At 64.0% G+C, this 19,733-nt stretch carries 18 protein-coding genes and 2 pseudogenes; 12 read left to right on the top strand and 8 right to left on the bottom strand.

Annotated features, from left to right (window positions below):
* Positions 1-67 precede the first annotated feature (67 nt).
* The 3 genes from NL532_RS01065 to NL532_RS01055 all read left to right on the top strand — a co-directional run bounded on the left by NL532_RS01065 (position 68) and on the right by NL532_RS01055 (position 3,248).
* Positions 68-907, top strand: coding sequence for a carbohydrate ABC transporter permease (locus tag NL532_RS01065; RefSeq protein WP_023668842.1), 840 nt, complete (start codon positions 68-70; stop codon positions 905-907).
* A gap of 250 nt (positions 908-1,157) precedes the next feature.
* Positions 1,158-2,219, top strand: coding sequence for a Gfo/Idh/MocA family protein (locus tag NL532_RS01060; protein ID WP_023755586.1), 1,062 nt, complete (start codon positions 1,158-1,160; stop codon positions 2,217-2,219).
* 30 nt (positions 2,220-2,249) lie between these two features.
* The gene (locus NL532_RS01055; RefSeq protein WP_023668840.1) at positions 2,250-3,248 is read left to right on the top strand and encodes an ABC transporter ATP-binding protein; all 999 of its coding nucleotides are present in this window, start codon (positions 2,250-2,252) and stop codon (positions 3,246-3,248) included.
* A 26-nt stretch (positions 3,249-3,274) separates the two neighbouring features.
* On the opposite strand, the gene NL532_RS01050 is transcribed toward NL532_RS01055, so the two are convergent.
* From NL532_RS01050 to NL532_RS01025, 6 genes and pseudogenes are all read right to left on the bottom strand, one after another.
* Positions 3,275-3,709, bottom strand: a complete 435-nt coding sequence (locus NL532_RS01050) for an ROK family protein (protein ID WP_280799750.1) — start codon at positions 3,707-3,709, stop codon at positions 3,275-3,277.
* Positions 3,710-3,780: 71 nt separating this feature from the next.
* Positions 3,781-3,840 (bottom strand): annotated as a pseudogene (locus NL532_RS01045) (hypothetical protein); the annotation flags it as partial.
* Between the two features lie 150 nt (positions 3,841-3,990).
* Positions 3,991-4,794, bottom strand: a complete 804-nt coding sequence (locus NL532_RS01040; RefSeq protein ID WP_023694228.1) for an alpha/beta fold hydrolase — start codon at positions 4,792-4,794, stop codon at positions 3,991-3,993.
* Positions 4,791-5,627: a sugar phosphate isomerase/epimerase family protein gene (locus tag NL532_RS01035; RefSeq protein WP_023694227.1), complete on the bottom strand. Its 837-nt coding sequence runs from the start codon at positions 5,625-5,627 to the stop codon at positions 4,791-4,793. Before NL532_RS01035 ends, NL532_RS01040 begins: the two co-directional genes overlap by 4 nt.
* A complete protein-coding gene (locus NL532_RS01030; protein ID WP_023828604.1) occupies positions 5,627-6,706 on the bottom strand; it encodes a Gfo/Idh/MocA family protein in 1,080 nt (359 codons plus the stop codon). Before NL532_RS01030 ends, NL532_RS01035 begins: the two co-directional genes overlap by 1 nt.
* A 16-nt stretch (positions 6,707-6,722) precedes the next feature.
* Entirely contained in the window at positions 6,723-7,958 is a 1,236-nt protein-coding gene (locus tag NL532_RS01025) for an ROK family transcriptional regulator (protein WP_050590935.1), read from the bottom strand.
* A gap of 139 nt (positions 7,959-8,097) precedes the next feature.
* On the opposite strand from NL532_RS01025, the pseudogene NL532_RS01020 reads away from it, so the two are divergent.
* Positions 8,098-8,277, top strand: a pseudogene (locus NL532_RS01020) (ATP-binding cassette domain-containing protein); the annotation flags it as partial.
* A gap of 81 nt (positions 8,278-8,358) precedes the next feature.
* On the opposite strand, the gene NL532_RS01015 reads toward NL532_RS01020, so the two are convergent.
* Positions 8,359-10,161: a dipeptide ABC transporter ATP-binding protein gene (locus NL532_RS01015; RefSeq protein ID WP_023745189.1), complete on the bottom strand. Its 1,803-nt coding sequence runs from the start codon at positions 10,159-10,161 to the stop codon at positions 8,359-8,361.
* Between the two features lie 191 nt (positions 10,162-10,352).
* Here NL532_RS01015 and NL532_RS01010 point away from each other — a divergent pair, with 191 nt between their 5' ends.
* From NL532_RS01010 to NL532_RS00975, 8 genes are all read left to right on the top strand, one after another.
* The gene (locus NL532_RS01010) at positions 10,353-11,711 is read left to right on the top strand and encodes an LLM class flavin-dependent oxidoreductase (RefSeq protein WP_023668832.1); all 1,359 of its coding nucleotides are present in this window, start codon (positions 10,353-10,355) and stop codon (positions 11,709-11,711) included.
* A gap of 15 nt (positions 11,712-11,726) precedes the next feature.
* Positions 11,727-12,503 carry a DUF427 domain-containing protein gene (locus tag NL532_RS01005; RefSeq protein WP_023828603.1) on the top strand — a complete coding sequence of 259 codons (777 nt, stop codon included), beginning with the start codon at positions 11,727-11,729 and terminating at the stop codon, positions 12,501-12,503.
* Positions 12,504-12,538: 35 nt separating this feature from the next.
* Positions 12,539-14,182, top strand: coding sequence for an ABC transporter substrate-binding protein (locus NL532_RS01000; protein WP_023828602.1), 1,644 nt, complete (start codon positions 12,539-12,541; stop codon positions 14,180-14,182).
* Positions 14,183-14,219: 37 nt separating this feature from the next.
* Entirely contained in the window at positions 14,220-15,179 is a 960-nt protein-coding gene (locus tag NL532_RS00995) for an ABC transporter permease (RefSeq protein WP_031202827.1), read from the top strand.
* A complete protein-coding gene (locus NL532_RS00990; RefSeq protein ID WP_023668828.1) occupies positions 15,176-16,057 on the top strand; it encodes an ABC transporter permease in 882 nt (293 codons plus the stop codon). The genes NL532_RS00995 and NL532_RS00990 overlap by 4 nt, the downstream gene beginning before the upstream one ends.
* Before the next feature lie 98 nt (positions 16,058-16,155).
* Positions 16,156-16,641 (top strand): hypothetical protein, encoded by a 486-nt coding sequence (locus tag NL532_RS00985; protein WP_023668827.1) that lies wholly within the window; start codon positions 16,156-16,158, stop codon positions 16,639-16,641.
* Between the two features lie 168 nt (positions 16,642-16,809).
* Positions 16,810-18,249: an aldehyde dehydrogenase family protein gene (locus NL532_RS00980; protein ID WP_023828600.1), complete on the top strand. Its 1,440-nt coding sequence runs from the start codon at positions 16,810-16,812 to the stop codon at positions 18,247-18,249.
* 14 nt (positions 18,250-18,263) lie between these two features.
* Positions 18,264-18,845: a DUF1349 domain-containing protein gene (locus tag NL532_RS00975; RefSeq protein ID WP_023755594.1), complete on the top strand. Its 582-nt coding sequence runs from the start codon at positions 18,264-18,266 to the stop codon at positions 18,843-18,845.
* 9 nt (positions 18,846-18,854) lie between these two features.
* Here the strand turns inward: NL532_RS00975 and NL532_RS00970 are convergent, their stop codons facing one another.
* Positions 18,855-19,634: a helix-turn-helix transcriptional regulator gene (locus NL532_RS00970; protein ID WP_023806175.1), complete on the bottom strand. Its 780-nt coding sequence runs from the start codon at positions 19,632-19,634 to the stop codon at positions 18,855-18,857.
* Positions 19,635-19,733: the final 99 nt, after the last annotated feature.

The raw sequence follows: 19,733 nt of genomic DNA, 5'->3' as shown, positions 1-19,733 counted from the left end.
CCGGCAGGACAGAGGGGGGTGCCTTGGTGCCGACCTCAACAGTCATCGCTCGTCAGGAGACCTTCCAATGAGCACCGCCACCCGTTCGCTGCCCCGCACCATCGGCGCCCACGCGATCCTGTTGACCTACACGGCGATCGCGCTGTTTCCGGTGATCCTGGTCATCATGAACTCGTTCAAATCGCGCGCCGGCATCTTCAGCGAGCCGCTGACGCCGCCGACGCCAAAAACCTTCGACCTGATCGGCTACACCACGGTGATCGGCCAGGGCGACTTCATCCATTATTTCCAGAACAGCCTGGTCGTCACCGTCGCCTCGCTGTTCTTCGTGCTTCTGTTCGGCGCGATGGCGGCGTTCGCGCTCTCGGAATACCGCTTCCGCGGCAACACGCTGATGGGGCTTTACCTCGCGCTCGGCATCATGATCCCGATCCGGCTCGGCACCGTCGCCATCCTGCAATTGATGGTGGCGAGCGGGCTGGTCAACACGCTGACGGCGCTGATCCTGGTCTACACCGCGCAGGGGCTGCCGCTGGCCGTCTTCATCCTGTCGGAATTCATGAAGCAGGTGTCCGACGATCTGAAGAATGCCGGCCGCATCGACGGCCTGTCGGAATACACGATCTTCTTCCGGCTGGTGCTGCCGCTGGTGCGGCCGTCGATGGCGACGGTCGCCGTCTTCACCATGATCCCGATCTGGAACGATCTGTGGTTCCCGCTGATCCTGGCGCCGTCGGAAGAGACCAAGACGGTGACGCTCGGCGCGCAGTTGTTCCTCGGCCAGTTCGTCACCAACTGGAACGCCATCCTGGCCGCACTCTCGCTGGCGATCATGCCGGTGCTGACCCTCTACGTCATCTTCTCGCGGCAGCTGATCCGCGGCATCACATCCGGAGCCGTCAAGTGAGCGGAGCCCTACAAATCTCTGCTGGAGCCTTCACCCCACCCGGCGCTGCGCGCCGACCTCCCCATCAAGGGGAGGTAAAAGGTCGTGGCTTCATTCACGACCGCCAAAGGGCGACTTTCGGAGAAGCTTCTTTGGCAGTGAGGGTGTTCGCGCCAACGTCCTACCTCCCCTCGATGGGGAGGTCGGCGCGAAGCGCCGGGTGGGGTGACACCCTCTCAGAAGGAACAACTGGAACATCTGGAGTAGTTAGGTGACCTCTAAATCGCCCCTTCGCGTCGTCGTCGCAGGCCTCGGTAACATGGGGCGTAGCCATGCGCTGGCCTACCACACTAATCCGGGCTTCGAGATCGCGGCCCTGATCAACCGCTCCGACGTGCCGTTACCGGACGGGCTGTCGGGCTATGGCATCAGGCGCTCCTTCGACGACGCGTTGCGCGATGAAAAGCCGGATGTCGCCTGCATCGCCACCTATTCCGACAGCCATGCCGACTATGCGGTGAAGGCATTCGAGGCCGGCTGCCACGTCTTCGTCGAGAAGCCGCTCGCAACGACGGTGGCGGACGCCAAGCGCGTCGTCGCCGCGGCCAAGGCCAATGGCCGAAAATTGGTGATCGGCTACATCCTGCGCCACCACCCGTCCTGGGTCAGGCTGATCGCCGAGGCGCGCAAGCTCGGCGGCCCTTACGTGTTTCGCATGAACCTCAACCAGCAATCGTCAGGCCCGACCTGGCAGACGCATAAGCAACTGATGCAGACGACGTCGCCGATCGTCGATTGCGGCGTGCACTATCTCGACGTGATGCTGCAGATCACCGACGCCAGGCCGGTCGAGGTGCGCGGCATGGGGCTGCGGCTGACCGAGGAGATCGCGCCGACAATGTACAATTACGGCCATCTCCAGGTGCTGTTCGACGACGGCTCGGTCGGCTGGTACGAGGCGGCTTGGGGCCCGATGATCTCGGAGACAGCGTTCTTCGTGAAGGACGTGATTTCGCCCAATGGCTGCGTGTCGATCGTCATGAAGGAAGGTGTGAAGTCGGACGACATCGACACCCACACCAAGACCTCGACCATCCGCCTGCACAGTGCGGCGACCGGCGCGGACGGCAAGTTCGCCAGGCCGGACGAGATGCTGTCGATGGACGGCGAACCCGGCCACCAGGACCTCTGCGATCTCGAACAGGCCTTCGTGCTGAAGGCGATCCGGGAAGACATCGACCTGACCCGCCACATGGACGACGCGGTCAAATCGCTCGCCGTCTGCCTTGCCGCCGATGAGAGCGTGCGCAGCGGCGCCCCAGTTAAGCTCTAGTAGGGCAAACTCTAGAACAAGGACGAAGCCGTGGGCTCGCTGGTAATCGAGAATGTGAAGAAGGCCTTCGGGCCGGTCGAGGTGCTGAAAGGCATCAACCTCGAAGTGACCGACGGCGAATTCGTCGTCTTCGTCGGCCCATCTGGCTGCGGCAAGTCAACCTTGCTCAGGGTCATCGCCGGGCTGGAGGATTCGACCTCCGGCAGGGTGGTGATCGACGGCGCCGATGTCTCGGCCACGCCCCCGGCAAAACGCGGCATCGCCATGGTGTTCCAGACCTATGCCTTGTACCCGCATCTGACGGTGAAGAACAATATGGGCCTCGGCCTCAAGCAGGCCGGCACGCCCGCCCCAGAGATCGAGCGACGCATCGGCGTCGCCTCGTCGATGCTGTCGCTGGAACCGTATCTCGAGCGCCGGCCGGCGGAACTGTCGGGCGGCCAGCGCCAGCGCGTCGCCATCGGCCGCGCCGTGGTGCGTGAGCCAAAACTGTTTCTCTTCGACGAGCCCTTGTCGAACCTCGATGCAGCGCTTCGCGTCAACACGCGACTGGAGATCGCGCAGTTGCATCGCCGGCTGAAGGCAACGATGATCTACGTCACCCATGATCAGGTCGAGGCGATGACGCTGGCCGACAAGATCGTCGTGCTCAACGCCGGCCAGATCGAGCAGATCGGCGGCCCGATGGAGCTTTACAATTCGCCGGCAAACGAGTTCGTCGCCGGCTTTATCGGCTCGCCGAAGATGAATTTCATCGACGGCGCCAGATTGGGCGAGACGGCCAAGACGATAGGCGTGCGGCCGGAGCATCTGACCGTGGATCCAAGGTCCGGTGCCTGGAAGGGAACGGTGGTGCACGCCGAACATCTCGGCGCCGACACCAACCTCTATCTCGACTGCGAAAAGGCCGGGCTGATCACGGTGCGCATTTTCGGTGTCTACGACGCCGAGCCCGGTGCGACGCTGTATGCAACGCCCGAGCCGGGTAAGACATACCGGTTTGGGGCGGACGGCAAGACGATCAAGTAATCCTTCGCCGACAGCAATCACGGCGATCACACCGCGCCGAGCAGCACCGCGCCATGGATCGCCGCCTGCCAGCCCAGGGCCGCCCAGCGTATGTCCAGAGGCTCTACAACAAGCGAATGCGGCAGGCTGTCCGCGATGCGCTGCTTGAGCGTCTGGCGGGGATAGGACTTCATGTCGACGATACCGCCGCCGATCAGGATCGTCTGCGGGGAAAACAGGGCGGCTGCGGTTGCGACGGCCACCGCCTGCTGCCAGACGATTTCGTCGAGCCATTCGCGCAGCGATGGCGGCTGCCCGGCCGCCGAAAACAGATCGGCCACCGGGATATCGTAGTCTGTCGCGAGTTCGACGAGCGTTGCCCCTGAGGCATAGGTCTCGACCCGGTTTGGCGGACCGCTTTCGTCGGGCCGGTAGATCGGCATGTGGCCGATCTCGAGCGCCCAGCCGCCACCCCTGAAAATGCCGTCCTTGCCGAGATAGGCGCACCGATGCCGGTGCCGAGATAGACCGCCAGCACCTCCTTTTGCCGCTTCACTGCGCCGGCGACGCTTTCACCCAGCAATTGCAGCACGACGTCGCGTTCGAGCCGCACGGGAACGCGGAGCCGCGATGCCAGTTCCGTACCCAGCCGGATGCCGTTCAGCTCGGGAATCCACCGGGATGCCGTGGTCGGCAAAGCCAACCTTGACCGACGTGCCGCCGATCTCGACCACGGCGATCGTGTCGTCCATCGTTTGATGCGTCATGCGAGCGGTTCCAGGAATTCCGAAAGACAGGCGCGGAATTCCAGCCGGTAGGCGGCGCGATCCTGCGATTTGGCTGTGATGGTGCAAAGCCGGGCCGACGGAATGAGTCCGGCCAGCGTCTGTGCGTCGGCCAGGCGATGGACGAGGTCATGGTCATGGCCGATGACAAGAGTCGGCACCGCGATAGCGCGGATGTCCGCCTCGCTCACGCCGGGACCATCGCCGGCGATCGCCGAAAGCAGCCTGCCGAACAGAACCGGGTCCGGGCGAGTGAAGAAGCCTTGCAGGCTGCCGAGATTGTCCGGCGCCAATCTGGCCAGTTCGCCGGCAACAGCGCTGTCATCGAACAGACGCCTGGCGTCTTCAGGCGAATGCCGCATCAAGAGATCGCCGACGACGGCATAGGGCCTCATATTTTCCGGAGCCGCCTGGGCTACCCAGGCGGGCCGGGCGAGCACCAAAGCGCGCACACGGGCCGGCCTATGCACTGCCAGGCGCAGCGCCAGCGCCGCACCCATCGAAATGCCGCCGACGACGGCCGGACCGATGCCGAGATCGTCGGCGAGCGCTTCGACATCTTCAGCAAAAGTCGCAATCGAAAGCCGCTCGACCGGCCCGTAGCCGGATCCACCCTGGCCACGGCATTCGAGCGTCACCCGCCGTGTCTGCGGCAGGTCGGGAAACACGTCGGCGACCTGCGCTTCATCACCGCCCAGCCCATGCTGAAAGATGACGGGGAAGCCGGCGCCGACGTCCCGGTAAGCAAGGTCGGCACCGTCGCGGCTGAAGGTCTGTTTCACGCTCTTCCGCTTTCTTCGAGCGCAGAGCGAAGGAAGGCGCCCACGCCGGGCGCCTCGGCCTCCATCAGGCCGTGCGTGATCAGGGGGCCGTCGAACCCGGCAGCTTGAAGGCGGCTAATGAAATGCGGGAAGTCGACAACGCCCTGTCCGGCGGCGGCAAAACTGCCGTCGGCATGGCGGTCCTTGGCATGGGCCATGCCGATCTCGGCGGCCAGCAGGTCGACGGCCTCGTCGATCAGGCGATGACGCTCCGCGCTGTCAGCCACTTCGAACAGATTGGCCGGGTCGAGCACAATGCGCAGGCGCTTGCTGTTCACCTCATCGAGCAGGCGGCGTGCGGCCCGCGCGCTGGAGACGACATTGGCAAGTTCCGGTTCGATGCCAAGCTCGATGTCGAAGCGCTCGGCAATCGCGATCGCGGCTTCCATCTCCACCCGAAGATCGCTCCAGGCGGCGTCAGTGGCATTGTCGGCATGCCAGCGCCACTGATCCTCAGCATCCCTGGTGCCGGTGCACAGCGTAATCAGCCGCGTGCCCATGTCAGCGCATGACGCAGCCAGTACCTCGAGCCGGGCGAGTCCCTGATCGCGAACCCTGCGATCGGGATGGATCATGTTGTAGGTTCCAGACACTGCTGCAATCGAAACACCGGTCTGGCGGCTCGCCTCAACGACGGATCGGGCCGCATCCGGCTCGATGCTGTCCGGCATCGACGGCAGTCCAAGGCACGCCAGGTTGAACTGCGCCGCCGCGTAGCCGGCGTCCGCGACCGCGCGCAGAACCGGCAAGGCGCCGGTGGTGGTGAAGGTCTTGGCGAAGATCCCAAGCTGCATCACACGACCCCGTCGACGTCGGCGAGGCGGACGGCGCGGCCGCCGGCAGCGGCGGAGCGGGCGATGGCCGCCATCCCCCTGACCGATGCGATGCCGTCGTCTATGCCGGCGCCAACCATGGGCGCGCCATTCAGCACGACATCGGCAAAGCCTTCGAGCTGGCGGCGATAGAAGTGACCGTCTGCGCCAAGCGTGCGATGCCAGCTGCCATCGGCCTCGCGGAAAATGTCGACCTCGCTGCTCTTGTAGTACCAGGGGTTATTGGTCTTCGCGAGAACGCTGCCGTTCTGACCATAGATCTGAAACCCTTCGTGCCAGTCCATGCGCACGGCAACCGTCAGGTCGAGATGGCCGACCGACCCGTCGGCGAAGATGGTGGTGATGAACCAGCAATAGGCGCCGTAGCGCTCGGTGAGCCGGGCCTCGACCGCCTCGATTGGGCCGTGCAGATGGCGCGCCGTGTCGATGAGGTGGCTGCCATGCGCCAGCATGTAATACTGGCGCAGATCCGCCTTGGGATTGACGGAAGGCTTGCGCGCCTTGGTGCTGGTGATGATCAGCGGCTGGACCGCATCGGTCATCGGGTAGCGATGGGTGCTGTCGCAATACCAGCCCTTGAACGCCAGCCGCTCACCCATCTCGTCGTCGACGAAGGCCTTGGCCGCCTGGATGCCGGGATCGAAGCGCTTCATATGACCGACCTGGAGCACCTTGCCGCTCCTGTCGACCGCCGCCCGCAAGCCTTCGACTTCCTCGACCGAAACGCCCAGCGGCTTCTCGCACAGCACGTGCTTGCCGGCATCCAGCGCCAGTTCCGTGGCCTTGACGTGGAACGTGTCCGATGTCGCGATGATGACGGCATCGAGGTCGGGATCGGCCAGCATCTGGCCATAGTCGGCATAGGATTTTTCGGGCGCGTAGGTCGCCGCCATCCTGTCGCGCAGATCGTCGGCGACATCGCAGATGGCATAGAGATCGGCATTGCGCGCCTTGGTGCAGGATTCGAAATGCGCCGCCTGCGCAATCGGACCGCAGCCGAGCACGCCGACACGCAGCCGCTTTTCATCTTTGCGAGGCATGGAATCTTTCTCCTGATTAGCGCGCGGCGAGGCCGCGAAGTTGAAATTGCGGATCGCCCGACAAAGCTGCCTGATGCAGCAGGCAGGCAGCGCCCAATGCCGGACCGTCGGCGCGGACGCGCGCCAGTTCGATCCGGGGAACGGGATAGCCTTCGGCGAGGAAGTCCGACAGGAAAGCCTCGACCTGCTCAGCGACGAAAGGATAGACGGCATTGACCGAGCCCGAGAGGATGATGCGCTCCGGCTGCAAGGTGCAGGTGAGCGTCGCCAGGCCGCGGCCGAACCAGAGCGCCCAGTCGCGCGCGGTGGCGACGGCTGCCGGATCGCCGCCGGCAAGCGCCGCGACAAACTCATCCACGCCGGCGCGCAGTCCGCTTATGTGCAAATAGCGAGCCAGCAACGCATCTTTGCCGACATAGGATTCCAGCCGCCCCGGGCGCTTCGCGTCGAAGACAAAACCTTCGTCGCCGATGCGCAGATGACCGATTTCGCCGGCGCCGCCGAGTCGGCCGCGATGCAGCCTGCCGGCATTGATGATGCCGCCGCCGACGCCGTTCTCGATCAGGATGACCAGGGCATCCTCATCGTCCTTTCCCGGCTGCGGCCGGTATGTCTCGGCCACCGCGACGGCATTGGCATCGTTTTCCAAGAGGATCGGAAAATCGTCGCCAAAGGCATTGCCCAAAAGCTCCGCTAGATTGACCCCGTGCCAGCCAAGGATGGTGGCATGGTATGAGACGCCATCAGCTGCGGGGAAGCCGGGCACGGCGACATTGAGCCCGTAGGGGCGCGTGCCTTCAGGCAATTGCGACCGGATCTCGGCAACGAGCTCCTTGATGATGTCGACCGCGGCTTCGGGCGTGCTACCGGGGCCGGCAAATGCCCTAGAGGCGCTCGCACGCCGCGCGCCGGCAAGGTCGACAGTCACGACTGCGATCCAGTTGACGCCGATATAAGCGCCAAGGAAGAAGCCGCCATTGCCTTCGATCTCGACCAGGATACCGGGACGGCCGACCCGACCCTCGCTATCCTGCTCGTCATCCGTTCCATCCGACCGCTCGCGCGCCAGACCGGCTTCGGTCAGCCCCAGCACCAGGGCGCCGGTGGTCGACCGGGTCAGGCCGAGATCGCGTGCGAGCGCCGCTCGGCTCAACGCGCCGGCACGAAACAGCGCCGCAAGTGCCCTCGTTTCGTTCGGCCGAAGATCGGTCGACACCAGCACGTCGTTCTCCACAATTTGTTTGATTTGCATACTAATAGAATTTCTAGGCGGTTTGAAAGACCCAAGGTTGGGTGCATTGCAACAAGATATTCAGCATCCCCAAGCCCTTTGACCCAAGTTTCAAACGAGGATTTGTATCAGAAACTTACAAATTGGCATGGGAGGATGCGTGCCGGTTCTAGCGCGTCTCGAACATATCGTGAAGGATTTCGGTGCCGTCCGCGCGCTGGACAATGTGTCGCTCGACATCAATGAGGGCGAGGTTCTCGGCCTGATGGGCGACAATGGTGCCGGCAAATCGACGCTGGTCAAAACCATCGCCGGAAATTTCCAGCCGACGTCCGGCGCCTCCCAAGCCTGTCCTCCGGCGCATCGGCCGGGGGACATCTCTTCGAAGGCAGGCTTGCAGTTGGGCCGGCCCGCTTCGCAATCAGAGACTGCCTGTGTCCCTCCAGCAGGCGATCAGATGACCGTCGCCGGCCTGCCTGACGGGTGGTTGCGCCTTTCGGCAATCGGGCAGCGCGACAGGACAGCGGGCGGCAAAGGAGCATCCGGAGGTTTCGGCATCGTGTGCCGCGACGTGGAGCTGAGCCGGAGCCCTCGGCGCCGTCTCATCCGAGGAGGCGGCCAGAAGCAGCTTCGTGTAGGGGTGGTTGGGGCCACGGAAAATCTGCTCGGATGACCCCGTCTCGACGAGCCGGCCGCGATAGAGCACGCCGATCCTGTCGGCCATATAGCGCACCACCCTTAGGTCGTGGCTGATGAACAGATAGGTGGTGTCCTTGTCGCGCTGCAGGTCGTTGAGCAAATTGAGCACGGTCGCCTGCACCGAAACGTCGAGCGCAGAGGTCGGCTCGTCCAACACCACGAGCTTCGGCACGCCGGCAAAGGCGCGCGCAATCGCCGCCCGTTGGCGCTGGCCACCAGACAGCGATCTCGGCTTCTGGTCGACGGTCGTAGCGGCAAGACGAACCGAGGCCAGGAGATCGCCGACACGCTGCTTCACCTCGCTGCGGCCAAAGCCGGCGAGCCGCCGCAGCGGACGGCCGAGGATCCTGCCGATCCGCTGGCGCGGATTGAGCGTGCGGTCGGGTGACTGGAACACCATCTGCACGTCGCGCCGTTCGCTCAGGCTTCTTTTCTCGACGCGCGGCGCGACAGTGCTGCCGAACAGCTCGACCGACCCAGCGTCCGGCGTCTGGAGGCCAGTCACGATCCTTGCCAATGTCGACTTGCCGGAGCCGGATTCGCCGATCAGCCCGAACGTCTCGCCCTGGGCTATCTCCAGGTCGATATCGTGCAGGACGGCCTGGGAGCCGAAGGCGTGGCTGATGCCTTTGCAGGCGACGGCGATCGGACGTGCGGCTTCCGGTTGATCGCTGCGGACAGGCTTCGACGGGCTGGTTGTGTGCATCTCGGCCAGCCTGCCGTCGCGCTTGGTGAAGTTGAGCGCCGGGATCGAGGCGATCAGCGCCTTGGTGTAGGCGTGAACAGGGTTCTCGAAGACATCGTTGGCGATGCCGCTTTCGACCACCGTCCCCGACTGCATCACGGCCACCCGATCGCAGGCCCGGCGGACCATGTTGATGTCATGGCTGATCAGCAGAACGCTGGTTTTGTGATCGCGGCGCAAGTCCTGCAGGATGGCGACGATCTCGGACTGGACGCTGGCGTCAAGCGCCGTCGTCGGCTCGTCCAGCACCAGCAGCGACGGGTCGAGCGCAATGGCAATCGCGATGTTGGCGCGCTGCTGCATGCCGCCCGACAATTCGTGCGGATAGAGATCGAGCACCCGTTCCGGATTGCTCACCCTGACACGGCTCAGCAGTTCGGCGGCGCGGGTGCGTGCTTCGTCCTGCCGAACCTGGCGATGCCGCATGATCGTTTCGGTGATCTGCCGGCCGATCGTCATGGCCGGATTGAGTGCCGCACCTGGATGCTGGTAGACAGCCGCGATGCGATCGCCCCTTAGCCGGCGAAGCTGCTCGCCGGAGAGACTGCGGATCTCGCGACCCTGGAATTCGAGCGCCGACGCGGCGATCCGGGCGTTGCGCGGCAGATAGCGCAGAATAGCGAGAGCCACCGAGCTCTTGCCCGATCCGGACTCGCCGACAAGGCCGAGCGCTTCGCCTTCGCCGATGGCGAGCGACACGCCGTTGACGGCCGGATGCGATCCCCGGCGTCCATCATAGGCGACGGTGAGCTGCTCGACGTTCAGAACCGATGACGACATGTCTTGCTGAAACCACTTTCTTTCGGCGCGGTCTTCGAGGGCAATCGCTTCCGCTTTCGCGCCGCACAATCTCTATAAAATTACTCGAATTAAGCTGGAGCGCAATCTACCTTTCATCGCTCAGGAGAGATTGTCGCAGCCGGTCGAGGCGTCGCGACGGTCCCTTGGAGCAGTTCTGCAAGGAGGCCGACATGGCACGCGACCACATGATCCTCAGCGCGTTTTTCTTCAACCCGCAGGGCGATCATCGTATGTCATGGCGCCATCCGCGCGCGCCCGGCCGCGAAGTGCTCGACTTCGACTTCTACCGCGATCTCGTCCAGTCTGCCGAGCGCGCCAGGATCGATACGATCTTCGTCGCCGACCATGTTGCGATCTGGGATTCCGTACAGAGCGGCGTAGCCCATTACGCCAATGCCCGCCTGGAACCGCTGACGCTGTTGTCGGCGCTTGCCGGCGTGACCAGGCATATCGGCCTCATCACCACCGCCTCGAGCTCCTACAGCGAGCCCTACAATGTCGCCCGCATGTTTGCCTCGCTCGACCATATCAGCAAGGGCAGGGCGTCTTGGAATGTGGTGACGTCGGCCATGGACGAGGAGGCCCGCAATTTCGGCCGCGACGGCAATATCGAGCACGCCTTTCGCTATGAGCGCGCCACCGAATTCCTCGATATCGTCAAGGCACTGTGGGACAGCTGGGAAGACGAAGCCCTGCTTATCGACAAGGCATCGGGCTATTTCGCCGATCCCGACAAGGTCCATGCGATCAACCACAAGGGCCCGCACTTCAAGGTGCGCGGACCGCTCAATGTCTCGCGCCCGCCGCAGGGCCATCCGCTGATCGTCCAGGCCGGCTCGTCCGAAGACGGCAAGAATTTCGCTACCGCGCATGCCGATGCGCACTTTGCCATCTACAGCACCAAGGAAGACGGCATCAAATATAGGCAGGACATCAACGAGCGCCTCGCCCGTTACGGCCGCAAGCCCGAGAGCTTCAAGATCCTGCCGGGCATCCTGCCGATCGTCGCAGCTTCCGAAGCGGAGGGACGCGAGCGGCAGGAGTATCTGCAGAGCTTGCTTCCCGATCGGGTCGGCATCGACCTTCTCTCGAGCTGGAGCGGCGTCGATCTCTCCGTATATCCGCCGGACGGCCCGCTGCCGCCGCTGCCGGACGAGAGCACCTTCAATGGCGGCCGCACCTCGCTCAATCGCGTCAAGGAATGGTCGAAGCAGAACCTCACTCTGCGCGAGATCGCTCGCAAGCTCGCCAACAGCGGTTCGGTGCCGACCGTCGTCGGCACACCGAACCAGATCGCCGATCAGCTGCAGGACTGGTTCGAGGCAGGTGCCGCCGACGGCTTCAACCTGATGTTCCCGCTGCTCCCGGAGGATTGGGTGAATTTTGCCGAGCAGGTCGTGCCGGAACTGCAGCGCCGCGGCGTATTCCCCACCGAATATGCGCCGGGGACGCTGCGTGATCGTTTCGGCCTGGCTCGGCCGGCCAACCGCTTCGCCGAACAGCGCGACAATGTGCGCGCCGTATCCTGACTTGGGGCAACTGATATGACCGCAGCGCCAAAACTTCAGCCCCGCGAAGCCACGGCTCCGCAGCTCATCAATGTTCTGCACAGCCCCAAGCGCATTCGGGTCAAATTCGCCGGCCGCACCATCGCCGACAGCCGCAACGTCCTGGTGCTGCGCTCCAACCATTTTCTGCCGATCTATTTCTTCCCGGCCTCCTCGGTGGACCGCTCGCTCTTGAAGCCGTCCGAGCATCGCCAGCCGCATCCAGTCGGCGGCGAAACCACCTATTGGGACCTGGAGACGGGATCGAAAGCTTCTCCCAATGCGGCCTGGTCGTTTGTCGCGCCGCAGGATGAAAGCCTGTCGCCACTGGCCGGCCGCATCGCCTTCACCTGGAAAGCGGTCGACCAATGGTTCGAGGAGGAGGAAGAAGTCTTCGTCCACGCCCGCGACCCATACGCCCGCATCGACGCTCTGCAGAGTTCAAGCCATCTCCAGATCTGGTTCGACGGCGAAGTGATCGCCGACAGCCATCGCCCGGTGCTGCTGTTCGAAACGCATCTGCCGACGCGTTTCTATTTGCATCCGGACGATGTCAGGCTCGACCGTCTGGTCGACTCGGACAGCACGACGCGCTGTCCCTACAAAGGCATCGCCTCCTACTGGTCGGGCCGGCGCGCCGACGGCTCGGTGAGCCCCGATGTCGCCTGGAGCTACCGCGATCCCATTGCCGAAATGCCCAAGATCAGGGGCCTCATCGCCTTTTACCCGCAAGCCGTCGACCGCATCCATCTCGACGGCGAACCAGTCGCTTAAGCCATTCAACAGTCATTTCAGACAGGGGTTCCAGAATGACCAAACGCAACGACATCAATACGCTTCGCAATCTGTCCGGCGACATCTGGAACGTCGCCGTCGATGAGCACCAGGCCGGCTTCCTCAAGCGCCGCGATCTGCTGAAATACGCAGCCTTGATCGGCCTCACCGGCTTTGCCGCCTCGCAGGGACTTGCTGGTTTCGGCACGGCGCGCGCTGCCGGCGCCGGCGGCACGGTCCGCGTTGGGCTCGGACAGCCGACCAAGGCGATCGATCCCGTCTCCATCACCGATCCGGCCAGCATCGGCGTCATCAGCCAGGTCGGCGAATATCTCATCCTCGACGATCCCAAGGACGGTCTGCAGCCCAAGCTCGCTCTGTCGTGGGAGGCCGACGAGACCGCCAGCCGATGGACCTTCAAATTGCGGCCGGGCGTGAAATTCCACGACGGCCGCACCGTCACCGCCAAGGATGTGGTGGCGAGCTTCGAGCGGCTGGTCGATCCGGCCAGCGGTTCGTCCGCTTTGTCTGCCTATAAGGGCATCCTGTCCAAGGGCGGCGCCAAGGTCGTCGACGACCTGACAGTCGCCTTCGATCTCGACGGGCCCAACAGCAACTTCCCCTTCTATGTCTCGTCCGACGTCTACAATGCCGTCATCCTGCCGGCCGATTATGCCGGCGATTTCGAGAAGAATTTCAACGGCACCGGCCCGTTCAAGCTCGAATCCTTCCGCCCCAAGCAGGGCGCCAGCTTCGTGCGCAACCCTGACTATTGGGGCGACAAGGCGCTGCCCGACCGCGTCGAAATCAAGTTCTTCGACGACGAGCAGGCGCAGGTGCTGGCGCTGCAGGCCGGCCAGCTCGACGTCATCCCGAGCACGACCCGGCTGGAATTGGCGATCGAGGGCAATCCCAACTTCAAGCTGCTCAGCGTGCAGGCAAGCTCGCATGACGAGGTGCATCTGCGGACCGACCAGGCGCCGTTCACCGACAAGCGCATCCGCCGCGCACTGGCGCTCACCATCGATCGCGAGGCGGTGGTCAAGGGCTTGCTCAAGGGCCGCGCCATTGTCGGCAACGACACGCCGTTTGCGCCGATCTTCCCCTCGGCGGATCCGTCGGTGCCGCAGCGCAAGCAGGACATCGCCGAGGCCAAGCGCCTGCTTGGCGAGGCCGGCGTGCCGAACGGCTTCCCGGTGACGCTGACCACCGAACGCGCCTATGACATTCCCGACTATGCGGTGCTGATCCAGAACTTCGCCAAGAAGGCCGGCATCGACATCAAGCTCAACGTGCTGCCGCAGGACGCCTATTATGGCTCGGCGAAATTCGGCTCGTCGCCATGGCTCGATTCCAATCTCGGCATCACCGATTTCGGCCATCGCGGCACGCCCGACATCTTCCTCAACGCGACGCTGAAGAGTTCGGGCGCCTGGAATGCGGCGCATTTCAACAACCCGGCCTATGACGGGTTGCTGCTCGAATACGGCAAGGCCCGCGACCTTCAGGCGCAACGCCTTGCAGCGGGCAAGATCCAGACCTTGCTGCTGGACGAGACGCCGCTGATCATCAGCTACTTCTCGCAATACAGCCGCATCGTCTCGTCGAAGGTCGAGGGCGTCCGCTTCACGGCGATCTCGCATCTGCTCCTCGACCGCGTGACGTTCGCCCAGGCATGATTGCGAGACGTCCAGCCACTCCGGGCACTAAAATCCGATGCTGACCGGCCGCACTGTGTCGGTGCGGGCAGCCTCGCTTCTGCTCACGCTGTGGCTGGTCAGCATGCTGGTGTTCTTCGCCGGGCAGGTTCTGCCCGGCGATGTCGGTCGCCTCATGCTCGGGCCGTTCGCCGATGCCGAGGCCGTCGCGGCGCTGAACAGGCAGCTCGGCGCCGACCAGCCGGTGCTCGTGCAATACTGGCACTGGTTCAGCAGCGTGCTGTCAGGCGACTTCGGCACCTCCCTGTCGCTGCGTCTGCCGGTGGCGCCCTTCGTTCTGGAAAGCTTCAAGCGCTCGGCGGCCCTTGCCGGAATTATCCTCGTCTTTCTGCTGCCGCTGGGCATCGGCGCCGGCATCGTCGCCGGTCTCAACCAGGGCCGCTTTATCGACCGCCTGATCGTACTCGCCGGCGTGTCCTTCGGCATCGTCCCGGACTTCGTCTCCGGCCTGCTGTTGCTCATCGTCTTCGGCCTGTGGCTGAACTGGTTCCCGATCACCGGCGCTGCTCCCGATGGCGCCGGGCTGTGGGTCAGTGGCTATTATCTGATCCTGCCGGCGCTGCCGCTGGTGCTGAACCTTGCCGGCTACATCACCCGCATGACGCGGGCCGGCGTGATCGAGGCGCTGGCCGCCGACTATACGCGCACCGCCGTCCTGAAAGGCCTCGAGCGTCGCGAAATCCTCATCCGGCACGTGCTGCGCAATGCGCTGACGCCGACCATCGCCGTGCTCGCGACCCAGACCGGTTACATGCTGGGTGGTCTGGTGGTCATCGAAGCCCTGTTCGGCATACAGGGCCTCGGCAACCTTGTCCTCAACGCCGCCAAGGCGCGAGATTTCCCGATGCTCGAAGCCGGCGTGCTGGTCATGGCGACCATCTTCGTGCTGTCGGCCGCGGCAGGCGATCTCGTGAATGCCTTGCTCGATCCGCGGCAGCGCCGCCGTGTCTCGCCATGATGGAACTGATGGAATTGCCGGAGCGCCGTACGCTGCGCTGGCGGGCAGCAAGTCGCATCCGCGAGACTGTTTCGCAGCTGCCGCCCTCGGTCATCATCGGCTCGCTGATCCTGCTGTTCTGGGTCGGCTGTGCCGTGTTCGGCAGCCTGTTTGTGCCCTACGATCCCTATGCCGAGGATTTCCTCGTCATGCTGGCGCCGCCCGACGCGGCGCACTGGTTCGGCACCGACCAACTTGGCCGCGACGTGCTGTCGCGCATCGCCGTCGGCTCGCGTGACATCCTGCTGGTCGCGCCGGCAGCAACACTGCTCGGCGTTGCCGCCGGCAGCGTGCTTGGCCTCGTGCTCGGCTATTTCGACGGGCTGATCGACGCCATCGGCGCCAGGCTGCTCGACACGCTGATGGCCTTTCCCTTCATCGTCCTCGTCACCATGGCGCTGGTCGCGCTTGGGCCATCGAACCTCACCGTCATCCTTGTGATCGGCATCGCCTATGCCCCGCTGGTGGCACGGACGGTGCGTGCCGCCGTGCGCGAGCAGCGCGAACGCGACTATGTCAGCGCCGCTCGTCTCGGCGGCGAGAGCGCTCTTTCCATCATGTTCCTCGAGATCCTGCCTAATGTCAGGGAAACCATCCTCATCGAGCTGGTCACAAGGCTTGGCTACGCCTTCTTTTCGATCGCCACGCTGAGCTTCCTCGGCCTCGGCATCCAGCCTCCCTCAGCCGATTGGGGACTGGCGGTCGCCGACGGCTACGGCTTCCTGACCGGCGGCAAATGGTGGGTGGTGATCTTCAACTCGGCGGCCATCGTCTCGCTGGTCATGGCCACTAATCTGATCGCGCAAGGCATGGGCGCCTTCGAAAACAGCGACCGGTGAAGATCGGCGCTCACCAAAGCTGACGCGCAATTCAGGACCGTGCGCTAAAATCGCTCCTTGTGATTCGGCCCGGATAGGGCATCAGAACAAGGAACGGCATGAGCAAGGCTCTCTCCACATTCGCACTGGTCGCGGTGTTCACCGCATTGCTCATGGCGCTCAGCCTGGCGGTTGCCCGGCACGGCTATCCCTATGGCGCGATCGGGGTCCGGCGGCTGGACGGCATCGCCGATGCTGGCTCGTTCCTGCCGCTCGCCGCCGTCTATTTCTTCAGCGCCATGCTGATGATGATCCTGCCGATCCGCGCCGCCGGCATCGTGCTCACCCATGCGGCGGACGCGCTGTTCTGGGCGGTAATCGCCTTGTTCGCGACCATTGTCGGCTGCCTCGTCGCCCGCTGGGCCTTCGGCCAGAGCAGTGTGTTATGGGCGCTGCTCAACTGGCGCTTTCTGTTTGCCGCGGCAATCGTCGGCTGTCATTTCACCATGAACGAGCTGCGCCGTAACATCCTGCTCAGAAGCCTGTTCTTCGTCATCTTCGCCGCGGCAACGCTGGCTTGCCTGTTCTGGACTTTTCCGAGCTGACAGCGGCCTGCTTCATATCGTCCGTTTTGAGGTCGCGGCTTTCACAGCAGCGCGCCATCGGCTATCCAGTCCGCAGCTAGACTTCAGGCCTCACAGTGTCGTCATTTGTCTGATAAATGATTCAGGCATACGGCACCGCCAGCGAACCATTACAAGGAAGACTGCGACATGACCCTGTTTCGTAAAAATCTGATCGACGGCGAGTGGGTGGGCGAAGCCGGCTCGCGCAACATCAATCCCTCGAACACGGGGGATGTCGTTGGCGAATATGCCTCGGCCGGTGCCGAACAGGCCAAGCAGGCCATCGCGGCGGCCAAGGCTGCTTTCCCGGCCTGGTCGCGTTCGGCGCCGCTGGTTCGCCATGCCGTGCTGAAAAAGGCGTCGGACGAGATCATGGCGCGCAAGGAAGAGATCGGCCGCGCCCTGTCGCGCGAAGAGGGCAAGACGCTGGCCGAGGGCATTGGCGAGACCATCCGCGCCGCCCAGATCTTCGACTTCTTCGCCGGCGAGACGCTGCGCCTGTCGGGTGAATTGGTGCCCAGCGTGCGCCCGGGCGTCGGCGTCGAGATCACCCGCGAAGCCGTCGGCGTGGTAGGCATCATCACCCCGTGGAATTTCCCGATCGCCATCCCCACCTGGAAGATCGCGCCGGCGTTGGCCCACGGCAACACCATCGTCTTCAAGCCGGCCGAATTGGTGCCGGAGAGCGCCTGGACCATTGTCGACATCCTGCACCGCGCCGGCCTGCCGAAAGGCGTGCTCAATTTGGTCATGGGCAAGGGCTCGGTGGTCGGCCAGGCCATGCTTGACAGCCCCGACCTCAACGCCATCACCTTCACCGGCTCGGTCGGCACCGGCAAACGCGTCGCCGCCGCAAGCGTCGAGCATATGCGCAAGTTCCAGCTCGAAATGGGCGGCAAGAACCCGATGGTCGTGCTTGATGACGCCGACCTCGCCACGGCGGTCGAATGCGCCATCAACGGCGCCTATTTCTCGACCGGCCAGCGTTGCACGGCCTCTTCTCGCCTGGTGGTGACCGAGGGCATTCACGACCGCTTCGTCGCCGCGCTCAAGGAGCGCCTGGAAAAGCTCGTCATCGGCGATGCGCTCGACACCAAGACCCAGATAGGACCGGTCGTCGATGCGAGCCAGCTCAAGCAGGACGAGGACTACATCGCCATCGGCAGCAAGGAAGGCGCCAACCTCGCTTTCGGCGGCGAGCGGCTCGATCGCGAAACGCCCGGCTTCTACCTCAGGCCGGCACTGTTCACCGAGAGCACCAACGCCATGCGCATTTCGCGCGAAGAAATCTTCGGGCCGGTCGCCAATGTCATCCGTGTCAAGGATTATGACGAGGCGCTGGCGGTTGCCAATGACACCCCCTTCGGCCTGACGTCCGGCATCTGCACCTCGAGCCTCAAGCATGCCACGCATTTCCGGCGCAACTCCGAAGCCGGCATGGTGATGGTCAATCTGCCGACGGCGGGCGTCGATTTCCACGTCCCGTTCGGTGGTCGCAAGGGCTCGAGCTACGGCCCGCGCGAGCAGGGCCGCTATGCCGCGGAGTTCTACACCACGGTAAAGACGGCCTATACATTTGCCGGCTGATCGCGGGGGAACCGATGACGGCGGCGAAAGAGGACCTGACCTGGCTCAACCCGCCGCCGCATCATGTTGTCGGCGACGACACGGTGCATGTGCGCACCGGCAAGGAAACCGACTTCTGGCGCGAAACCTTTTACGGTTTCTGGCGTGACAATGGCCATTTCCTGTATCGGCCGGTCGAGGGTGACTTCAGCGCCGAAGTCACCGTCAAGGGCGACTACAAGGTGCTCTACGACCAGGCCGGGCTGATGCTGCGGCTGAGCGAAACGCACTGGATCAAGGCCGGCATCGAATACACCGACGGGCTGGCGTATTTCTCTGTCGTCGTCACCAACGACACCTCCGATTGGTCCCTTGTAGCCATCGCGGCCGGCCCCGACGGCGTCCGCATCCGCCTGACCCGCCACGCCGAGGCGATCCGCGTCCAGTATCTGGACTCCACCGATAGTCACTGGAAGCCGGTGCGGCTGGCCTATTTCCCGGTCTCGAAATCCGTCGATGTCGGCATGATGTGCTGCTCGCCGCAGCGCGAGGGTTTCGAAGTCACCTTTTCGGGCTTTACGGTCGGCCCGCCGATTTCCAGGCAGTTGCACGACTGAGGGCGATACCTAGCCGTCCGCGCGGTGCTGGAAGAACTGTAAAAACAGTTCTCTTTCGGTGGTGATGTCGAGCTTCTCATAGATGCGGCGGCGGTGGTTCTTCACCGTGCCAACGGTGATGCCGAGCCGCTCGGCGATGTTGGCGGTCGGGTGACCCGCGAGGATCAGCTGCACCAGTTCGCGCTCGCGCAAGGAAAGCTCCGGCCACAGGCTCGCAGGAATAGTCGGCTCTTGCCGGGGCGAGGCGCCGGGGCCGGTCGGCGCCGATGTGCGGGAGAATTCCGTCCCCCGCGCCTCAATGTCGAGTGCATGCAGCGCCTCGAACACCGGCAGCCGCTCGTCCAGCAGGGCGATCTCGCTCTCCTTGAAGGTGGAGGTCGAGCGGTCGAGGAAGATGCCGAGGCACCAGTCGCCGCCATCGGCCAGCATGATGCCGACCTCGTCGCAGATTTCCGACTGCGCCAGGAAGCCCGCTATGTACTGGCCGCGCTTGGCCTCGTCGTCGGCAAGCCGCTTCAGCGGCAGGATGCCCAGCCGGCGTTCACGCCGCCACGAGGCATAGAACGGGTCGAAGACGTAGTAATTGTCGAGATAGCGCCGGACCATCTCGTCGGAGAAGCGCCGGTGCTTGATGAATTCCGGCGTCTGCGTCGCCGAATATCGGGTCACGGTGACGAGATCGTGCTCGATATCGGCGCCGATCAGGTCAATCAGGCAGTCGACATGCCTGTCCGTACCGGTGGCGGCAATCGCCCTGGCGAGCGGCCCCCAGATATTGCCCATGCGCATGCCCTTTTCTCGGCGATCCCGGTCCGGCGGACATTGTGTCTTTTGGCATATGGCGCAAGGCCGCCCAAGGAATCTAGCTTGAGCCATCCTACAGCAATC

The sequence above is a fragment of the Mesorhizobium sp. C120A genome (assembly GCF_030323105.1).
Lineage (GTDB): Bacteria > Pseudomonadota > Alphaproteobacteria > Rhizobiales > Rhizobiaceae > Mesorhizobium.
This window is presented reverse-complemented; position numbering and strand designations above follow the sequence as displayed.

What these genes read in the sequence shown, in the direction of transcription:
- NL532_RS01030 (WP_023828604.1), bottom strand. Translation starts at nt 6,706, where the DNA reads ATGCCTCGCAAAGATGAAAAGCGGCTGCGTGTCGGCGTGCTCGGCTGC.
- NL532_RS00980 (WP_023828600.1), top strand. Translation starts at nt 16,810, where the DNA reads ATGACCCTGTTTCGTAAAAATCTGATCGACGGCGAGTGGGTGGGCGAA.
- NL532_RS00970 (WP_023806175.1), bottom strand. Translation starts at nt 19,634, where the DNA reads ATGCGCATGGGCAATATCTGGGGGCCGCTCGCCAGGGCGATTGCCGCC.
- NL532_RS01065 (WP_023668842.1), top strand. Translation starts at nt 68, where the DNA reads ATGAGCACCGCCACCCGTTCGCTGCCCCGCACCATCGGCGCCCACGCG.
- NL532_RS01005 (WP_023828603.1), top strand. Translation starts at nt 11,727, where the DNA reads ATGACCGCAGCGCCAAAACTTCAGCCCCGCGAAGCCACGGCTCCGCAG.
- NL532_RS01015 (WP_023745189.1), bottom strand. Translation starts at nt 10,161, where the DNA reads ATGTCGTCATCGGTTCTGAACGTCGAGCAGCTCACCGTCGCCTATGAT.
- NL532_RS00985 (WP_023668827.1), top strand. Translation starts at nt 16,156, where the DNA reads ATGAGCAAGGCTCTCTCCACATTCGCACTGGTCGCGGTGTTCACCGCA.
- NL532_RS01025 (WP_050590935.1), bottom strand. Translation starts at nt 7,958, where the DNA reads ATGCAAATCAAACAAATTGTGGAGAACGACGTGCTGGTGTCGACCGAT.
- NL532_RS01035 (WP_023694227.1), bottom strand. Translation starts at nt 5,627, where the DNA reads ATGCAGCTTGGGATCTTCGCCAAGACCTTCACCACCACCGGCGCCTTG.
- NL532_RS00995 (WP_031202827.1), top strand. Translation starts at nt 14,220, where the DNA reads ATGCTGACCGGCCGCACTGTGTCGGTGCGGGCAGCCTCGCTTCTGCTC.
- NL532_RS00975 (WP_023755594.1), top strand. Translation starts at nt 18,264, where the DNA reads ATGACGGCGGCGAAAGAGGACCTGACCTGGCTCAACCCGCCGCCGCAT.
- NL532_RS00990 (WP_023668828.1), top strand. Translation starts at nt 15,176, where the DNA reads ATGATGGAACTGATGGAATTGCCGGAGCGCCGTACGCTGCGCTGGCGG.
- NL532_RS01010 (WP_023668832.1), top strand. Translation starts at nt 10,353, where the DNA reads ATGGCACGCGACCACATGATCCTCAGCGCGTTTTTCTTCAACCCGCAG.
- NL532_RS01000 (WP_023828602.1), top strand. Translation starts at nt 12,539, where the DNA reads ATGACCAAACGCAACGACATCAATACGCTTCGCAATCTGTCCGGCGAC.